The following is a 16278-nucleotide window of genomic DNA, read 5'->3' on the forward strand; positions in this document are numbered from 1 at the left end:
GGTGACTCCGATCAGAACGAGTAGGGGACGTAGCACAGGGCGGCGAGCACGATCGCGCCCCAGCCCAGCAGCGCAGGCTTGCGGTACCAGGCGTCGTCGCCCTCCTCGGGCACCTCTTCGGCGTCCGGCGACTCGGTTCCGTAGACCAGACCGGCCAGTTCGGCCTCGGGCTTGGGAGCCGTGAACAGGGTGACGGCGACCATGACCACCGCACCGGCGACGAAGCCGACGATCGCGGAGACGAAGTTGGCGCCCTGGTCGGTCGGGATGTCGATGACGCCCTGCTTGTAGATCACGAAGTAGTTGACCATCGCGGCCGTCGTGCCCGCGAGCAGGCCCCAGACACCCGACTTCATCGAGGCGCGCTTCCAGAACATTCCGATGATGAAGACGACGAACATCGGGACGTTGAAGAAGGAGAACAGCGTCTGGAGGTAGCTCATGATGTTGGAGAAGCTGGCGGCGATGAACGCCGTGCCGATGGAGGCCAGCACCCCGATCGCCGTGATCATCCGGCCGAAGCGCAGGTAGTACGCGTCGGGCCGGTCCTTCTTCACGTACCGCGCCCAGATGTCCGTGGTGAACACCGTGTTGAACGAGGAGACGTTGGCGGCCATGCCGGCCATGAACGCGGCCAGCAGACCCGTCACCGCGATGCCGAGCACACCGTTGGGCAGCAGCTCCTGCATCAGCAGCGGGATCGCGTCGTTGTAGGTCAGGTCCGAGCCGGGCGTGCCGATCTTCGGCACGAGGACGGCGGCGACCAGGCCCGGGATCATCACGAGGAAGACGATGAAGATCTTCGGGAACGCGGCGATCAGCGGGGTGCGCTGGGCGGCCGAGAGGTTCTTCGCGGACAGGGCGCGCTGCACCTCGGCGAAGTTGGTGGTCCAGTAGCCGAATGAGAGCACGAAGCCCAGACCGAGGATGATCGTCAGCCAGTTGGCGCCCAGCGGGTTGGCGTCACCGATGCCCGTGCCGCCCCAGGCGGACAGGAAGTCCTGACCGTGGCTCTTCTCCAGCGAACCGGTCAGTCCGTCCCAGCCGCCGACGCGCTTGAGGCCCAGCAGGGTCAGCGGGATCAGGGCGGCGAGGATGACGAAGAACTGCAGCACCTCGTTGTAGATCGCGGAGGAGAGTCCGCCGATGGTGATGTAGATCAGCACGAAGAGGCCCGCGACCACGATCGCGACCCACTGCGGCCAGCCGAGGAGCGCCTCCACGACGATCGACAGGGCGTACAGGTTGACGCCCGCGATCAGGATCGCCGCGAAGGCGAAGAGTATGGAGCTCAGCAGGTGTGCCGACTTGTCGAAGCGCTGGAGGAGGAACTCCGGTACGGAGCGCACCTTCGAGCGGTAGTAGAAGGGCATCATCACGAGGCCGAGGAAGACCATGGCCGGGATGGCGCCGATCCAGTACCAGTGGACGACCGCGACGCCGTACTGCGCGCCGGTCGCCGCCATGCCGAGGATCTCGGTGGCGCCGAGATTCGCCGCGACGAAGGCCAGACCGGTCACCCATGCGGGCAGTGACCGTCCGGACAGGAAGAAGTCGAGGCTCGTCTTCACGCTCGCCCGAGCGGCGAAGCCGATGCCGAGAACGACGACGAAGTAGATCGCCAGGATCGTGTAGTCGAGCCCGTTCGTGGGGAGCCGGAGCCCGGCAGCCAGAGAGTGCATGTGGGGGTATCTCGCTTCGTTGCGCGAACTGAACCCGAAGGAAACTACGCTCTTGTGTTCAGAAAATGAACAGTCTCGATGAGGTTCTTTGTTGGATTGTGATCGTATTGCCTCAAACTTCAGCCCCAACCCCCCGAGATTCCCGTCACATCGCGGACCGCGTACTCATTGACGAGTCTGTTGATTTGTGGTTCATTGTGTTCGGTTCTGTTTGGGAGGAGTCTGGTGAAGAAGACGGTTACGACGCTGGCCGACGGCCGGGAGCTGATCTACTACGACAGCCGCGACGACGTCGTGCGCGACGCCGTGGACCCGCGCCCGCTCGACCCCGTCTCGACCTCGTCCGAGGTCCGCCGCGACCCGCTCCTCGGCGACAGCGTCGCCATCGCCTCCCACCGCCAGGGCCGCATCTACCACCCCCCGGCCGACGAGTGCCCGCTCTGCCCCTCGCGGGAGGGCCGGCAGAGCGAGATCCCGGAGCCGGACTACGACGTCGCGGTCTTCGAGAACCGCTTCCCCTCGCTCGCCGGCGACTCCGGCCGCTGCGAGGTCGTCTGCTTCACCTCCGACCACGAAGCGTCCTTCGCCGACCTCACCGAAGAGCAGGCCGCCCTCGTCCTGGAGGCGTGGACCGACCGCACCGCCGAGTTCGCCGAGCTCCCCCAGGTCACGCAGGTGTTCTGCTTCGAGAACCGGGGCGCCGAGATCGGCGTCACCCTCGGCCACCCGCACGGCCAGATCTACGGCTACCCCTTCGTCACCCCGCGCACCGAGCTGATGCTCCGCTCCGCGGCGGCCCACCGCGCCGAGACCGGCGGCAACCTCTTCGACGACATCGTGGCCCGCGAGGAGGCCGACGGTTCGCGGATCGTCCTCGCCGGCGAGCACTGGGTGGCCTTCGTGCCGTACGCGGCGCACTGGCCGTACGAGGTCCACCTGTACCCGCGCCGCCGTGTCCCGGACCTGCGGGAGCTCGACGAGGCCGCCCGCACGGAATTCCCACAGGTCTATCTGGAACTCTTGAGGCGATTCGACCGGATCTTCGGCCCCGGCGAGCCGCCGACCCCGTACATCTCCGCCTGGCACCAGGCGCCGTTCGGAGTCGAGGGGCGCGAGGACTTCGGGCTCCATCTGGAGCTTTTCACCATCCGACGTACCTCCGGCAAGCTGAAGTTCCTCGCGGGTTCCGAATCCGGCATGAGCGTGTTCATCAACGACGTGCCGCCGGAGACCGCGGCCCAGCGACTGCGAGAGGTAGCGAGCGAGTGAGCAAGTCCCCGAAGAAGTACCTGGTGACGGGCGGCGCGGGATACGTGGGCAGTGTGGTCGCGCAGCACCTGCTGGAGGCGGGGCACACCGTCACCGTCCTCGACGACCTCTCCACCGGCTTCCGCGCGGGCGTCCCGGCCGGCGCCGAGTTCATCGAGGGCCGCATCCAGGACGCGGCGAAGTGGCTCGACTCCTCCTACGACGGGGTGCTGCACTTCGCCGCGTACTCCCAGGTCGGCGAGTCCGTCGCCGACCCGGAGAAGTACTGGGTCAACAACGTCGGCGGCTCCACCGCCCTGCTCGCCGCGATGCGCGACGCCGGGGTGCGCACCCTGGTCTTCTCCTCCACCGCCGCCACCTACGGCGAACCGGTCTCCAGCCCCATCACCGAGGCCGACCCCACCGCCCCGACCAGCCCGTACGGCGCCACCAAGCTCGCCGTCGACCACATGATCACCGGTGAGGCGGCCGCCCACGGCCTGGCCGCCGTCTCGCTGCGCTACTTCAACGTGGCGGGGGCGTACGGCACCTGCGGCGAGCGGCACAGCCCCGAGTCCCACCTCATCCCGCTGGTCCTCCAGGTCGCCCTCGGGCAGCGCGCGTCCATCTCCGTCTACGGCGACGACTACCCCACCCCCGACGGCACCTGTGTCCGCGACTACATCCACGTCGCCGACCTCGCCGAGGCCCACCTGCTGGCCCTCGACGCCGCCACCGCGGGCGAGCACCTGATCTGCAACCTCGGCAACGGCAACGGCTTCTCGGTCCGCGAGGTCATCGAGACGGTGCGCCAGGTCACCGGCCACCCGGTTCCCGAAACCGCGGCCCCGCGCCGCGGCGGCGACCCGGCCGTCCTCGTCGCCTCCGCGGCCACCGCCAGGGAGCGCCTCGGCTGGCAGCCGTCCCGCGCAGACCTGGCCGGAATCGTCTCCGACGCCTGGACGTTCGCCCGCCGAGAGGAGCCCACCGCACCATGACCGACAACGCTGAGCTGACCGCCTCCTTCACCGAGCTCTACGGGACCGCCCCCGAGGGAGTCTGGGCCGCCCCCGGCCGAGTCAACCTGATCGGCGAGTACACCGACTTCAACGACGGCTTCGTCATGCCGCTCGCGCTGCCGCACACCGCACGGGCCGCCGTCGCCCGCCGCACCGACGGCGAGCTGCGGCTCCACTCCACCGACGTACCCGGCGGTGTGGTCCAGCTCCGCGTCGACGAGCTGGCCCCGCATTCCGGCCACGGCTGGGCGGCCTACCCGGCCGGTGTCGTCTGGGCGCTGCGCGAGGCGGGTCACGAGATCACCGGTGCGGACATCCAGCTGTCCTCCACCGTCCCGACCGGCGCCGGGCTCTCCTCGTCCGCCGCCCTCGAAGTGGTGACCGGACTGGCCCTGAACGACCTCTTCGGGCTCGGCCTCACCGCGCCCGAACTCGCGGTCCTCGCCCAGCGTGCCGAGAACGCCTTCGTCGGCGTCCCCTGCGGCGTCATGGACCAGATGGCGTCGGCCTGCTGCACCGACGGCCACGCCCTGCACCTGGACACCCGCGACCTCACCCAGCGCCAGGTCCCCTTCGACCTGGCCGCCCACGGCCTCCAGCTCCTCGTCGTCGACACCCGCGTCAAGCACGCACTCGGCGACGGCGCGTACGCGGAGCGGCGCTCCGGCTGCGAGGAGGGCGCCCGACTCCTCGGCATCCGTACGCTGCGCGAGCTTCCGTACGAGGCACTGGGCGACGCGCTCGACACGCTGGCCGCGTCCGGCGCGGACGAGTCCGTCGTGCGCTACGTACGCCACGTGGTCGGAGACAACCAGCGCGTCGAGCAGGTCATCGCGCTCCTCGACTCCGGCGAGGTGCGCGCGGCCGGTCCGGTCCTCACGGCCGGCCATGTCTCGCTCCGGGAGGATCTGCGGGTCTCCTGCGTGGAGTTGGACCTGGTCGTCGAGACCGCCAACGCGGCCGGTGCGCTCGGCGCACGGATGACCGGCGGCGGCTTCGGTGGTTCGGCGATCGTGCTCGTCGAGGAGGCGCAGGCGGACACGGTCGGAAAGTCCGTGCAGGAGGCGTTCGCCGCGGCAGGCTACGCGGCCCCGGGCATCTTCCCCGCGGTGCCGTCCGCCGGAGCCCGCCGGCTCGTCTGAGCCGGACGGTCCGGTCAGGGGCTCGCCGCCCCGGGCCGGACCGGTCCGAGCTCCTTGACGAGGGTGAACTCGGTGACGCCCGGAGGGTAGTTCTCGATCTGCCCCCGCACCTCGTAACCCCGCTTCCGGTAGAAGTCCGGGGCCTGGAAGTCCCAGGTCTCCACCCGTGAGCGGGCACAGGACCGCTCCGTGCGGGCCACGCTCTCCGCCTCGGCCAGCAGTCGCGAGCCGAGGCCGGACCCACGATGACGGGTGTCGACCCAGAGCAGGTCCACATGGAGCCAGTACGCCCAGGTGCGGCCGGTCAGCCCGGCGGCGAGCCGGCCGTCGTCGTCCAGCGCCCATACCTCCAGCGGTACTTCGAGCGCGGCGGGCGTATCGCGCAGGGCGCGGATCCGTGGTGAGCGCGCGGTGTTGTCGTCTCGGAGCCACCTGTTCAGCAGCTGACGTCGTTCTTTGTCCACTTCTGTCTCAAGACGGAACATGAACCACACCCTAGGACCCGACTGGCCGCCAGTTCTGTGAATCTCCTTCCCCTCGCGGCCACCGCCCGTACCCTGATGCACAGCACCGGTGGGGGCCGGTGCTGATTCAGGGGTACGAGACAGCCGGGTGCGACGCCCGGAAGGGGTGGCAGTCGGATCACGGCGGCGGCCGTGGACTGCGGTTCAGCTCCCCGCTCCGGGCGTCGTACCCGTGCCGGTCCGCCCCTGCCGGGGGTCGCACGCTTCGGGCGCCCCAGAACACACAGCGTGGGGGTGCCTGTGGCCCGTATCCGGGTTCTCGTCGTCGACGACCACCGCATTTTCGCCGAGTCGCTCGCCGCGGCGCTCGCCGCCGAGCCGGACGTCGATGTGGCCGCGGCGGGCAGTGGCCCGGCCGCCCTGCGCTGCATGGAACGCGCGGCGGCCGAGGGGCGCGGATACGACGTGATACTGGTCGACGCCGAACTGGGCCTCGTGCGCCCGCCCGGCCGCCCGGCCGCGGTACCGGTGCCGGTGCGGACCGCCGGGGCGAACAGCCTGGTCGACGGAATTTCCCTGGTGGCCGGCATCCGGTCGGCGCGGCCGTCGGTGCGCCCGGTGGTGCTCGCCGAGAAGGACGACCCGCGCCGGGCCGCGCTCGCTCTCCAGGCCGGCGCCTGCGGCTGGGTCGCCAAGGACAGCTCGCTGCAACGGCTGCTCGCCGTGATCCGGGGCGTACTGCGCGACGAGACGCACCTGCCGCCCGCGCTGCTCACGGGAGTGCTGCGGGAGCTGATGGCGGACCGCAAGCACCGCACCGAGAGCGAACAGCTCGTCGAGTCCCTGACCCCGCGCGAGCGTGAGGTGCTGCGCTGCATGGTGGCGGGGCTCGGCCGCAAGGCGGTGGCGGAGCGGCTCTTCCTCTCCCCTCACACCGTGCGTACGCACATGCAGAACGTGCTGGGGAAGCTGGGCGTGCACTCGACGCTGGCGGCGGTGGCCCTGGCCCGGCGGGCGGGCGTCGGACCGGCCGACCTCGGCGCGGAGGCCCCGGTGCCGGTCCTAACCGGGAATGTTGTCGAACGGGGCGGTCAACTGGCGTAGCAGTCCGGCCAGTTCGCTCCGCTGCTGGCGGGACAGCTCGCCCAGGATGGCTCGCTCCTGAGCGAGCAGGCCGGCCAGGGACTGGTCGGCCTTGTCGCGGCCCTCGGCGGTGAGCCGGACCAGCACACCGCGGCGGTCGCTGGGATCGGGCAGCCGTTCGACGAGGTTCTTCTTGGTCAGCCGGTCGATGCGGTTGGTCATCGTGCCCGACGTGACCAGGGTCTGGGTGAGGAGCTGACCGGGTGAGAGCTGGTACGGGGCGCCCGCGCGCCGCAGCGACGTGAGGACGTCGAACTCCCACGGCTCCAGGTGGTGCTCGGCGAAGGCGATTCTGCGGGCCCGGTCGAGGTGACGGGCCAGGCGGGAGACGCGGCTGAGGACCTCGAGTGGTTCCACGTCGAGGTCGGGGCGCTCTCGGCGCCATGCAGCGACCAGTCGGTCGACCTCGTCCTCCATGTGGATCAGTGTAGAGGGTCTGTCGACATGAAGTCTCTTGAATTCAAGTGTCTTGACATCAAGATACTTCCCCTCGATGCTGGACGGCATGACCGCGCCTACCTGGGACCCGCAGCAGTATCTGCGCCACGCGGACCATCGCACCCGCCCCTTCCACGACCTGCTGGCCCGCATCCCCGAGCCGCCGGACGCCGCGCCCCGCATCGCCGACCTCGGCTGCGGCGCGGGCAACGTCACCGCCCTGCTCGCCGAGCGCTGGCCCCGGGCCCGTATCACCGGCTACGACAACTCCCCGCAGATGCTGGAACGGGCCCGCGCCCACACCACCGACCTGCTCGACTTCGCCGAGGCCGACGCCGCGACCTGGATCCCCTCGGAGCCGTACGACCTGATCGTCTCCAACGCGCTGCTCCAATGGGTCCCCGGCCACGCCGACCGCCTCCCCGGCTGGCTGGACGCCCTCACCCCCGGCGGCACCCTCGCCCTCCAGGTCCCGGGCAACTTCGACCAGCCCTCGCACGCCCTGATGCGCGAACTCGCCGAGTCCCCCCGCTGGCGCGCCCGTCTCGCCGGCCGGCTGCGCCACACGGACGCGGTCCTGAGCCCCTCCGGCTACCTGGACCGCCTCACCGCACCCGGCCGCACCGCCGATGTCTGGGAGACCACCTACCTCCACCTCCTGCGGGGCGAGGACCCCGTCCTCGACTGGGTGAAGGGCACCGGACTGCGGCCCCTCCTCACCGCCCTCGCCGACGACCAGGACGCCAGGGACGCCTTCCTCGCCGAGTACCGCGACCTGCTGCGCACCGCGTACCCCGCGGGCCCGCACGGCACGGTCTTCCCGTTCCGCCGCATCTTCGCCGTCGCACACCGGGAGAAGTCGTGATCGCCGCCGTGGACCACGTTCAGCTGGCCGCCCCCGCAGGCTCCGAGGACGCGCTGCGCACGTACTACGTACACATCCTCGGGATGACGGAGGTCCCCAAGCCTCCCGTCCTGGCCGCCCGCGGCGGCTGCTGGTTCCGGACCGGCCCCGTCCAGCTGCACCTGGGCATCGAGGCGGAGTTCCGTCCGGCCCGCAAGGCACACCCGGGCCTGCGGGTGCGGGACATCGAGGCGTACGCGGCGCGGCTGACGGAGCGCGGCGCCGAGGTGCGGTGGGACGGGGACCTGCCGGGACACCGTCGCTTCTTCAGCCACGACCCGGTCGGCAACCGGCTGGAGTTCCTGGAACCGGAAGGGGCCCCGGCACCGGAGAACCGGTGACGGGGCCCCTTCCGGGCCGACCGCAGGGCGGGTGGGGGGAATGCGTACGACGCCCGCCCGCCGGTCAGCGGCGCTGCTCAGCTCCTGCGGTGGCCTATCAGCCGCGGCTTCGACTCCAGGTTCTCCAGACCGTGCCAGGCCAGATTCACCAGATGGGCGGCGACCTCCGCCTTCTTCGGCTTGCGCGCGTTCACCCACCACTGACCCGTCAGCGCCACCATCCCGACCAGCGCCTGCGCATACAGGGGGGCCAGCTTCGGATCGAAACCCCGGGCCTTGAACTCCAGCCCCAGGATGTCCTCCACCTGGGTGGCGATATCGCTGATGAGAGAGGCGAACGTCCCCGTCGACTGGGCCACCGGCGAGTCCCGGACCAGGATGCGGAAACCGTCCGTGGACGTCTCGATGTAGTCGAGCAGTGCGAACGCCGCCTGCTCCAGCAGCTCACGCGGATGGCCCGCGGTCAGCGCACTGGTCACCATGTCCAGGAGCTGACGCATCTCCCGGTCCACCACCACGGCGTACAGCCCCTCCTTGCCGCCGAAGTGCTCGTACACCACCGGCTTGGAGACCCCGGCACGCGCCGCGATCTCCTCCACCGACGTGCCTTCGAAACCCTTGTCGGCGAAGAGGGTGCGACCGATGTCCAGCAGCTGCTCGCGGCGTTCCTTCCCGGTCATCCGCACCCGGCGGGCCCGCCGGGCGGAAGGTGCATGGGTGTTCTCGCTGCTTGTGCTTCCATCGGTCGCCACGTCGTCAATCATGCCGCGTCGGCCCGCACGGGGTGGCGCCGGGACTCGATACGGGCGGAGTCGGGCCAGCGCACGTCGGTCGCCCAGCCCAGCTTCTCGAACCAGCGGATCAGCCGCGCACTCGAATCGATCTGACCTCGCATCACACCGTGGCGGGCACTCGTCGGGTCGGCGTGGTGCAGGTTGTGCCAGGACTCACCGCACGACAGGACCGCCAGCCACCACACGTTGCCCGACTTGTCACGGGACTTGAACGGACGCTTCCCGACCGCGTGGCAGATCGAGTTGATCGACCATGTCACGTGGTGCAACAGCGCCACCCGGACCAGCGAGCCCCAGAAGAACGCGGTGGCCGCACCCCACCACGACATCGTGACCAGACCGCCCACCATCGGCGGAATGGCCAGCGAGACGATCGTGAAGAAGAGGAAGTGACGGGAGATCCCGCGGATCGCCGGGTCCCTGATCAGATCGGGGGCGTACTTGTGCTGAGGAGTCCGCTCCTCGTCGAACATCCAGGCGATGTGAGCCCACCAGAGGCCCTTCAGCAGAGCCGGCAGCGTCTCACCGAATCGCCACGGCGAGTGCGGGTCGCCCTCCGCGTCCGAAAAGCGGTGATGCTTGCGGTGATCGGCCACCCAGCGCACCACAGGGCCCTCCACCGCCAGCGAACCGGCCACGGCCAAGGCGATGCGGAGCGGACGCTTCGCCTTGAACGAACCATGCGTGAAGTACCGGTGGAAACCGATCGTGATGCCGTGGCAGCCGATGTAGTACATCGCCACCAGCAGGCCCAGGTCGAGCCAGCTCACACCGCGGCCCCAGGCCAGCGGCACCGCCGCGACCAGAGCCACGAACGGCACGACGATGAACAGCAGGAGCGCGATCTGCTCGATCGACCGCTTGTTGTCCCCGCCGAGCGTGGCGGGGGGAAGAACCTGACCGTCGGCCGCATCAGCGGCCTCGATCACTTCGGGGCTGGACTTCATGGGGAGTCCCCTGTGGGTAGGAATGCAGCGGACAGTCGGGTTACGCACCCGTAACCTACGGCGTCGTAAGTATGGCAGCGAGAAGGCCCGCCACACGAGAGGACGACCGACCGGCACGGACGGGCGCCCCACGGGGTAGGGGAGTACGAGGCGCACCTCGCACGTACCCGCCGTGAACAGCGGGCACTCTCGGGGCGCGAACAGCACCGACAGCACGGACACCTATCCTGGAGAGGTCGGACAGCGCGGTCCGCACCCTGCCACCGGGGGGTCGCGTCGGCACCGCAGCCGATCGCGGGCCCCGGATCCCGTGCTCAACCACTGCAAGGAGCCGCACACTGTGAGCAGTGCCGACCAGACACCTGCCGCCAGCCCCGAGCTGCGCGCCGACATCCGCCGCCTCGGTGACCTGCTGGGCGAGACCCTCGTACGTCAGGAAGGCCAGGAGCTCCTCGACCTCGTCGAGCGCGTCCGCGCCCTCACCCGTACCGACGGCGAGGCCGCGGCCGAGCTCCTCGGCGACACGGACCTGGAGACCGCCGCACAGCTCGTGCGTGCCTTCTCCACCTACTTCCACCTCGCCAACGTCACCGAGCAGGTCCACCGCGCCCACGAGATGCGCGACCGGCGCGCCGCCGAGGGCGGTCTCCTCGCCCGTACGGCCGACCGGCTCAAGGACGCGGACCCCGAGCACCTGCGCGAGACCGTCAAGAACCTGAACGTACGGCCCGTGTTCACCGCGCACCCCACCGAGGCCGCGCGGCGCTCCGTACTGAACAAGCTCCGCCGCATCGCCGCGCTCCTGGAGACCCCGGTCATCGAGGCCGACCGGCGCCGTCAGGACATCCGGCTCGCCGAGAACATCGACCTCATCTGGCAGACCGACGAACTCCGCGTGGTCCGCCCGGAGCCCGCCGACGAGGCCCGCAACGCCATCTACTACCTCGACGAGCTCCACGCCAACGCCGTGGGCGACGTCCTGGAGGACCTGGCCGCCGAACTGGAGCGCGTCGGCGTCGAGCTGCCCGCCGGCACCCGCCCGCTCACCTTCGGCACCTGGATCGGCGGCGACCGCGACGGCAACCCCAACGTGACGCCCGCCGTCACCTGGGAGGTGCTGATCCTCCAGCACGAGCACGGCATCACCGACGCCCTCGAACTCGTCGACCAGCTGCGCGGACTGCTCTCCAACTCCATCCGCTACACCGGAGCCACCGACGAGCTCCTCGCCTCCCTCCAGACCGATCTGGAGCGCCTGCCCGAGATCAGCCCCCGCTACAAGCGGCTGAACGCCGAGGAGCCCTACCGGCTCAAGGCCACCTGCATCCGGCAGAAGCTCGTCAACACCCGCGAGCGCCTCGCCGCCGGCACCCCGCACCGCCCCGGCTGCGACTACCTCGGCACCGCCGAGCTCATCGCGGACCTGGCCCTCATCCAGACCTCGCTGCGCGAGCACAGGGGCGGCATCGTCGCCGACGGCCGGATGGACCGCACCATCCGCACGCTCTCCGCGTTCGGCCTCCAGCTCGCCACCATGGACGTACGCGAGCACGCAGACGCCCACCACCACGCGCTCGGCCAGCTCTTCGACCGCCTCGGCGAAGAATCCTGGCGTTACGCCGACATGCCGCGCGACTACCGGCAGAAGCTCCTCGCCAAGGAGCTCCGCTCCCGTCGGCCCCTCGCGCCCACCCCGGCCCCGCTGGACGCCGCCGGCGAGAAGACCCTCGGCGTCTTCCACACCATCAGCCAGGCCTTCGAGCGCTTCGGTCCCGAGGTCATCGAGTCCTACATCATCTCGATGTGCCAGGGCGCCGACGACGTCTTCGCCGCCGCCGTCCTCGCCCGCGAGGCGGGACTCCTCGACCTGCACGGCGGCTGGGCCAAGATCGGCATCGTCCCGCTCCTGGAGACCACCGACGAGCTCAAGGCCGCCGACGTCATCCTCGACGAGATGCTCGCCGACCCCTCCTACCGCCGCCTCGTCTCGCTCCGTGGCGACGTCCAGGAGGTCATGCTCGGCTACTCCGACTCCTCCAAGTTCGGTGGTATCACCACCTCCCAGTGGGAGATCCACCGCGCCCAGCGCCGACTCCGGGACGTCGCCCACCGCTACGGCGTGCGCCTGCGCCTCTTCCACGGCCGCGGTGGCACCGTCGGCCGCGGCGGCGGCCCCTCGCACGACGCGATCCTCGCGCAGCCGTGGGGCACGCTGGAGGGCGAGATCAAGGTGACCGAGCAGGGCGAGGTCATCTCCGACAAGTACCTCATCCCCGCGCTCGCCCGCGAGAACCTGGAACTGACCGTCGCGGCCACCCTCCAGGCCTCCGCGCTGCACACCGCGCCCCGTCAGTCCGACGAAGCCCTTGCCCGCTGGGACGCGGCCATGGACACCGTCTCGGACGCCGCCCACGCCGCGTACCGCAAGCTGGTCGAGGACCCCGACCTGCCGACGTACTTCCTCGCCTCCACCCCGGTGGACCAGCTCGCCGACCTGCACCTGGGCTCGCGGCCCTCCCGCCGCCCCGGCTCGGGCGTGTCGCTCGACGGACTGCGCGCCATCCCGTGGGTCTTCGGCTGGACCCAGTCACGGCAGATCGTGCCCGGCTGGTACGGCGTCGGCTCCGGCCTCAAGGCCCTGCGCGAGGCCGGTATGGACACCGTCCTGGAAGAGATGCACGAACACTGGCACTTCTTCCGGAACTTCCTCTCCAACGTCGAGATGACGCTCGCCAAGACCGACCTGCGCATCGCCCGGCACTACGTCGACACCCTCGTCCCCGACGAGCTCAAGCACGTCTTCGCCGACATCGAGGCCGAACACGCACTGACCGTGCAGGAAGTCCTCAAGATCACCGGCAACACCGAACTGCTCGGCACCAGCCCGGTGCTCCAGCAGACCTTCGCCATCCGCGACGCGTACCTGGACCCCATCTCCTACCTCCAGGTGTCCCTGCTGGCCCGCCAGCGCCAGGCGGCCGAGCGCGGCGAGGAAGCCGACCCGCTGCTCGCCCGCGCTCTGCTGCTCACCGTCAACGGCGTCGCGGCCGGACTGCGTAACACCGGCTGATCAACGCGCGCGGACGGGGCCCCCTCACAGGGCGATGAACGTCGCCACGAGCAGGGCCCCGCCCGCGATGCCGGCACCCCAGCCGACCCGGGGCAGCCGCAGCCCGCCGCCGATCACCAGCCCGGCCAGGACCAGGGCCCCGCCCAGCGGCATCCACGCATGCAGGAACCCCGGCGTCCCGGTGCGTACGACCTCGAACGTGCCCGGCTTCACGACGACGGGGAAACGATCCCCCTTCTTCGCCGCGACGGACTCCTCCACGGACACCCGGGAGCGCGCGGCGCCACCGTCGGACGGCGTGTAGGGCCCCGTGCAGACCTCGCTGCCGCACCCCGTGACCGTCATCGTCCCGTGCTCCCGGCCCTTCGCCAGCACGATGTGGTGCGCCGAGTCCCACGAGGACAGCACCCCTGCGACAAGCAACAGCAGGACGACGCAGCCGAGCGCCGCGCTGCGGCCGTACTGCAGGGCACGGTGGGAGGAGCTCCGCTTCATGGGGGCCGATCTTTGGCCAGGGCCCTGCAGTCGGTCAAGCTGTGGCCGAAAACAGCCCGATTACCGGTGGGTATGTCGGGTATGGCGCCGCGGCGCGGCTCAGGAGTTGTACGCGCTCTGCGCGCGCTCCAGGCCCTCCGCCAGCAGGCACTCGACCGAGTCCGCCGCGCGGTCCACCAGGAAGGCGAGTTCCTTGCGCTCGGTGGACGAGAAGTCCTTCAACACGAAATCCGCCACCTGCATCCGGCCCGGCGGACGCCCGATCCCGAACCTGATCCGGTGGTAGTCGGGACCCATCGACTTGGTCATCGACTTCAGTCCGTTGTGACCGTTGTCGCCCCCGCCCAGCTTCAACCGCAGGGTCCCGTAGTCGATGTCCAGCTCGTCGTGCACCGCCACGACGTGATCCAGCGGCACCTTGTAGAAGTCGCGCAACGCCGTGACCGGGCCACCCGACAGATTCATGTACGACATCGGCTTCGCCACCACCACCCGGCGGCTCAACGGTCCGGGCGGGCCGATCCGCCCCTCCAGCACCTGTGCCTGGGCCTTGGGGGCCCGCTTGAACTTCCCGCCGATCCGCTCCGCGAGGAGGTCGGCGACCATGAAACCGACGTTGTGCCGGTTCGCCGCGTACTCGGGACCGGGATTCCCCAGGCCCACGATCAGCCAGGGGTCGGTGGCGTCGGACATCGCGCTGGGTCTCCTCGCGTACGGGCGGTCGGCGGCAGGGACAGGCAAACGGGGCGGCAGGCTCCCGGAAGGAGACCGCCACCCCGTCAGTCAAGCAGGTGGGGTGAGGCTCAGGCCTCGGCGGGAGCCTCCTCCGCGGGGGCCTCCTCGACCTGAGCGGTGACGACCTGGAGCACGACGGCGTCCTCGTCCCCGGCCAGCACGGAGCCCTTGGGCAGCGGGACGTCCTTGGCGAGGATCGAGTCGCCGGCGTCCAGCCCCGCGATGGAGACCGTGACGGACTCGGGGATGTGCGTGGCCTCGGCCTCGACGAGCAGGGTGTTCTGCACGTACTCGAGCAGGTTGCCGCCCGGGGCCAGCTCGCCCTCGACGTGCACCGCGATCTCGACCTCGACCTTTTCGCCGCGCTTCACGGTCAGCAGGTCGACGTGCTCGATGTTGCCCTTGAGGGCGTTGCGCTGCACGGCCTTCGGGATGACCAGGGCGTCCTTGCCGTCGATCTCGAGACCGATGAGGACGTTGGCGGTACGGAGCGCGAGCTGCAGCTCGTGGGCCGGCAGCGTGATGTGGACCGCGTCGGCGCCGTGGCCGTAGACGACGGCGGGAACCAGGTTGGCGCGACGGGTACGGCGGGCGGCGCCCTTGCCGAACTCGGAACGGACCTCGGCGGCGAGCTTGATCTCGGCCATGACTGCACTCCTCGTAAGGTGACAAAACTGCGGATGGTCACCCGGCCCACGACAGGCCTGCTACGAAGAGCGCGTCGATAACGGACCGCCGTACCTATGAGTACGGCCTCCCTCGCCGAGCAACTCGCTGAGTCTACCCGGCGGGGAGGCCGCACCCAAAGTGGATCTTCTGTGACGCCTTTTCCTACTGCTCCTCGAAGAGGCTCGTGACCGAACCGTCCTCGAACACCTCGCGCACCGCGCGCGCGATCGTCGGCGCGATCGAGAGCACCGTGATCTTGTCGAGCTCCAGCTCGCCCGGGGTCGGCAGGCTGTCCGTGAAGACGAACTCGCTGACCTTCGAGTTCTTCAGCCGGTCGGCGGCCGGACCCGAGAGCACCCCGTGCGTGGCCGTCACTATGACGTCCTCGGCACCGTGGGCGAACAGGGCGTCGGCGGCGGCGCAGATGGTGCCGCCGGTGTCGATCATGTCGTCGACCAGGACGCAGACCCGGCCCCTCACGTTGCCGACGACCTCGTGGACGCTGACCTGGTTGGGCACGTCCTTGTCGCGGCGCTTGTGCACGATCGCCAGCGGAGCGTCCAGCCGGTCGCACCAACGGTCGGCGACACGGACACGGCCGGCGTCCGGCGACACGATCGTCAGCTTCGAACGGTCGACCTTGGCGCCCACGTAGTCGGCCAGGATCGGCAGCGCGAAGAGGTGGTCGACCGGGCCGTCGAAGAAGCCCTGGATCTGGTCGGTGTGCAGATCGACGGTGAGGATGCGGTCCGCACCCGCCGTCTTCATCAGGTCCGCGATCAGACGCGCCGAGATCGGCTCACGACCACGGTGCTTCTTGTCCTGACGGGCGTAGCCGTAGAACGGCACGATCACCGTGATCGAACGGGCAGACGCGCGCTTCAGCGCGTCCAGCATGATCAGCTGCTCCATGATCCACTTGTTGATCGGAGCCGTGTGGCTCTGGATCAGGAAGCAGTCGGCGCCGCGGGCGGACTCCTGGAAGCGGACGTAGATCTCACCGTTGGCGAAATCGAAGGCCTTCGTCGGCACGAGGCCCACACCCAGTTGGTGCGCAACCTCCTCGGCCAGCTCGGGGTGGGCGCGGCCGGAGAAGAACATCAGTTTCTTCTCGCCGGTCGTCTTGATCCCGGTCACAGCACAGTCTCCTCAGACGTGTTCCTGGCGCTGCACGCAGATGTCCCGAT

General features: G+C 69.9%; 16 protein-coding genes. 7 read left to right on the forward strand and 9 right to left on the reverse strand.

Annotated elements, in window-relative coordinates; genetic code table 11:
• Positions 1–11: 11 nt before the first annotated feature.
• The gene (locus OG538_RS21970; RefSeq protein ID WP_406096123.1) at positions 12–1682 is read right to left on the reverse strand and encodes a sodium:solute symporter family protein; all 1671 of its coding nucleotides are present in this window, start codon (positions 1680–1682) and stop codon (positions 12–14) included.
• A gap of 225 nt (positions 1683–1907) precedes the next feature.
• On the opposite strand from OG538_RS21970, the gene galT reads away from it, so the two are divergent.
• The 3 genes from galT to galK are packed head-to-tail and all read left to right on the forward strand — an operon-like array spanning position 1908 to position 5091.
• Positions 1908–2951 (forward strand): galactose-1-phosphate uridylyltransferase, encoded by a 1044-nt coding sequence (gene galT / locus OG538_RS21975; protein WP_406096125.1) that lies wholly within the window; start codon positions 1908–1910, stop codon positions 2949–2951.
• Entirely contained in the window at positions 2948–3928 is a 981-nt protein-coding gene (gene galE, locus OG538_RS21980; RefSeq protein ID WP_406096127.1) for a UDP-glucose 4-epimerase GalE, read from the forward strand. Before galT ends, galE begins: the two co-directional genes overlap by 4 nt.
• Positions 3925–5091, forward strand: a complete 1167-nt coding sequence (gene galK, locus OG538_RS21985; protein WP_406096129.1) for a galactokinase — start codon at positions 3925–3927, stop codon at positions 5089–5091. Before galE ends, galK begins: the two co-directional genes overlap by 4 nt.
• A 14-nt stretch (positions 5092–5105) precedes the next feature.
• On the opposite strand, the gene OG538_RS21990 is transcribed toward galK, so the two are convergent.
• Positions 5106–5576, reverse strand: a complete 471-nt coding sequence (locus OG538_RS21990) for a GNAT family N-acetyltransferase (RefSeq protein WP_406096131.1) — start codon at positions 5574–5576, stop codon at positions 5106–5108.
• A gap of 279 nt (positions 5577–5855) precedes the next feature.
• On the opposite strand from OG538_RS21990, the gene OG538_RS21995 reads away from it, so the two are divergent.
• A complete protein-coding gene (locus OG538_RS21995; protein ID WP_406100254.1) occupies positions 5856–6659 on the forward strand; it encodes a LuxR C-terminal-related transcriptional regulator in 804 nt (267 codons plus the stop codon).
• On the opposite strand, the gene OG538_RS22000 is transcribed toward OG538_RS21995, so the two are convergent.
• On the reverse strand, positions 6618–7115 hold the full coding sequence (locus OG538_RS22000) for a MarR family winged helix-turn-helix transcriptional regulator (RefSeq protein WP_406096132.1): 498 nt from the start codon (positions 7113–7115) through the stop codon (positions 6618–6620). The genes OG538_RS21995 and OG538_RS22000 overlap by 42 nt on opposite strands.
• Positions 7116–7203: 88 nt before the next feature.
• Between OG538_RS22000 and OG538_RS22005 the strand changes: the two genes are divergently transcribed.
• Both OG538_RS22005 and OG538_RS22010 read left to right on the forward strand, forming a co-directional pair.
• The gene (locus OG538_RS22005; RefSeq protein WP_406096134.1) at positions 7204–8001 is read left to right on the forward strand and encodes a trans-aconitate 2-methyltransferase; all 798 of its coding nucleotides are present in this window, start codon (positions 7204–7206) and stop codon (positions 7999–8001) included.
• A complete protein-coding gene (locus OG538_RS22010) occupies positions 7998–8381 on the forward strand; it encodes a VOC family protein (protein WP_406096136.1) in 384 nt (127 codons plus the stop codon). Before OG538_RS22005 ends, OG538_RS22010 begins: the two co-directional genes overlap by 4 nt.
• Before the next feature lie 77 nt (positions 8382–8458).
• Here the strand turns inward: OG538_RS22010 and OG538_RS22015 are convergent, their stop codons facing one another.
• Both OG538_RS22015 and OG538_RS22020 read right to left on the reverse strand, forming a co-directional pair.
• Entirely contained in the window at positions 8459–9145 is a 687-nt protein-coding gene (locus OG538_RS22015; RefSeq protein ID WP_406096138.1) for a TetR family transcriptional regulator, read from the reverse strand.
• Positions 9142–10122, reverse strand: coding sequence for an acyl-CoA desaturase (locus tag OG538_RS22020; protein ID WP_406096140.1), 981 nt, complete (start codon positions 10120–10122; stop codon positions 9142–9144). Before OG538_RS22020 ends, OG538_RS22015 begins: the two co-directional genes overlap by 4 nt.
• A 340-nt stretch (positions 10123–10462) precedes the next feature.
• Between OG538_RS22020 and ppc the strand changes: the two genes are divergently transcribed.
• Positions 10463–13192 carry a phosphoenolpyruvate carboxylase gene (ppc, locus tag OG538_RS22025; protein WP_406096142.1) on the forward strand — a complete coding sequence of 910 codons (2730 nt, stop codon included), beginning with the start codon at positions 10463–10465 and terminating at the stop codon, positions 13190–13192.
• Positions 13193–13216: 24 nt separating this feature from the next.
• Here ppc and OG538_RS22030 read toward each other — a convergent pair whose 3' ends face one another.
• The 4 genes from OG538_RS22030 to OG538_RS22045 all read right to left on the reverse strand — a co-directional run bounded on the left by OG538_RS22030 (position 13217) and on the right by OG538_RS22045 (position 16228).
• Positions 13217–13687 carry a hypothetical protein gene (locus OG538_RS22030; RefSeq protein WP_406096144.1) on the reverse strand — a complete coding sequence of 157 codons (471 nt, stop codon included), beginning with the start codon at positions 13685–13687 and terminating at the stop codon, positions 13217–13219.
• 99 nt (positions 13688–13786) lie between these two features.
• Complete coding sequence (gene pth, locus OG538_RS22035; protein WP_406096146.1) at positions 13787–14380, reverse strand: aminoacyl-tRNA hydrolase; 594 nt, start codon at positions 14378–14380, stop codon at positions 13787–13789.
• Positions 14381–14490: 110 nt separating this feature from the next.
• Positions 14491–15069, reverse strand: a complete 579-nt coding sequence (locus OG538_RS22040; RefSeq protein WP_385287584.1) for a 50S ribosomal protein L25/general stress protein Ctc — start codon at positions 15067–15069, stop codon at positions 14491–14493.
• A 184-nt stretch (positions 15070–15253) separates the two neighbouring features.
• A complete protein-coding gene (locus OG538_RS22045; protein WP_406096148.1) occupies positions 15254–16228 on the reverse strand; it encodes a ribose-phosphate diphosphokinase in 975 nt (324 codons plus the stop codon).
• Between the last annotated feature and the right edge of the window lie 50 nt (positions 16229–16278).

It is taken from the genome of Streptomyces sp. NBC_01013 (assembly GCF_045162765.1).
GTDB lineage: Bacteria > Actinomycetota > Actinomycetes > Streptomycetales > Streptomycetaceae > Streptomyces.

What these genes read in the sequence shown, in the direction of transcription:
- OG538_RS21970 (WP_406096123.1), bottom strand. Translation starts at nt 1,682, where the DNA reads ATGCACTCTCTGGCTGCCGGGCTCCGGCTCCCCACGAACGGGCTCGAC.
- galK (WP_406096129.1), top strand. Translation starts at nt 3,925, where the DNA reads ATGACCGACAACGCTGAGCTGACCGCCTCCTTCACCGAGCTCTACGGG.
- OG538_RS21990 (WP_406096131.1), bottom strand. Translation starts at nt 5,576, where the DNA reads ATGTTCCGTCTTGAGACAGAAGTGGACAAAGAACGACGTCAGCTGCTG.
- OG538_RS22000 (WP_406096132.1), bottom strand. Translation starts at nt 7,115, where the DNA reads ATGGAGGACGAGGTCGACCGACTGGTCGCTGCATGGCGCCGAGAGCGC.
- OG538_RS22005 (WP_406096134.1), top strand. Translation starts at nt 7,204, where the DNA reads ATGACCGCGCCTACCTGGGACCCGCAGCAGTATCTGCGCCACGCGGAC.
- OG538_RS22015 (WP_406096138.1), bottom strand. Translation starts at nt 9,145, where the DNA reads ATGATTGACGACGTGGCGACCGATGGAAGCACAAGCAGCGAGAACACC.
- OG538_RS22020 (WP_406096140.1), bottom strand. Translation starts at nt 10,122, where the DNA reads ATGAAGTCCAGCCCCGAAGTGATCGAGGCCGCTGATGCGGCCGACGGT.
- OG538_RS22030 (WP_406096144.1), bottom strand. Translation starts at nt 13,687, where the DNA reads ATGAAGCGGAGCTCCTCCCACCGTGCCCTGCAGTACGGCCGCAGCGCG.
- pth (WP_406096146.1), bottom strand. Translation starts at nt 14,380, where the DNA reads ATGTCCGACGCCACCGACCCCTGGCTGATCGTGGGCCTGGGGAATCCC.
- OG538_RS22040 (WP_385287584.1), bottom strand. Translation starts at nt 15,069, where the DNA reads ATGGCCGAGATCAAGCTCGCCGCCGAGGTCCGTTCCGAGTTCGGCAAG.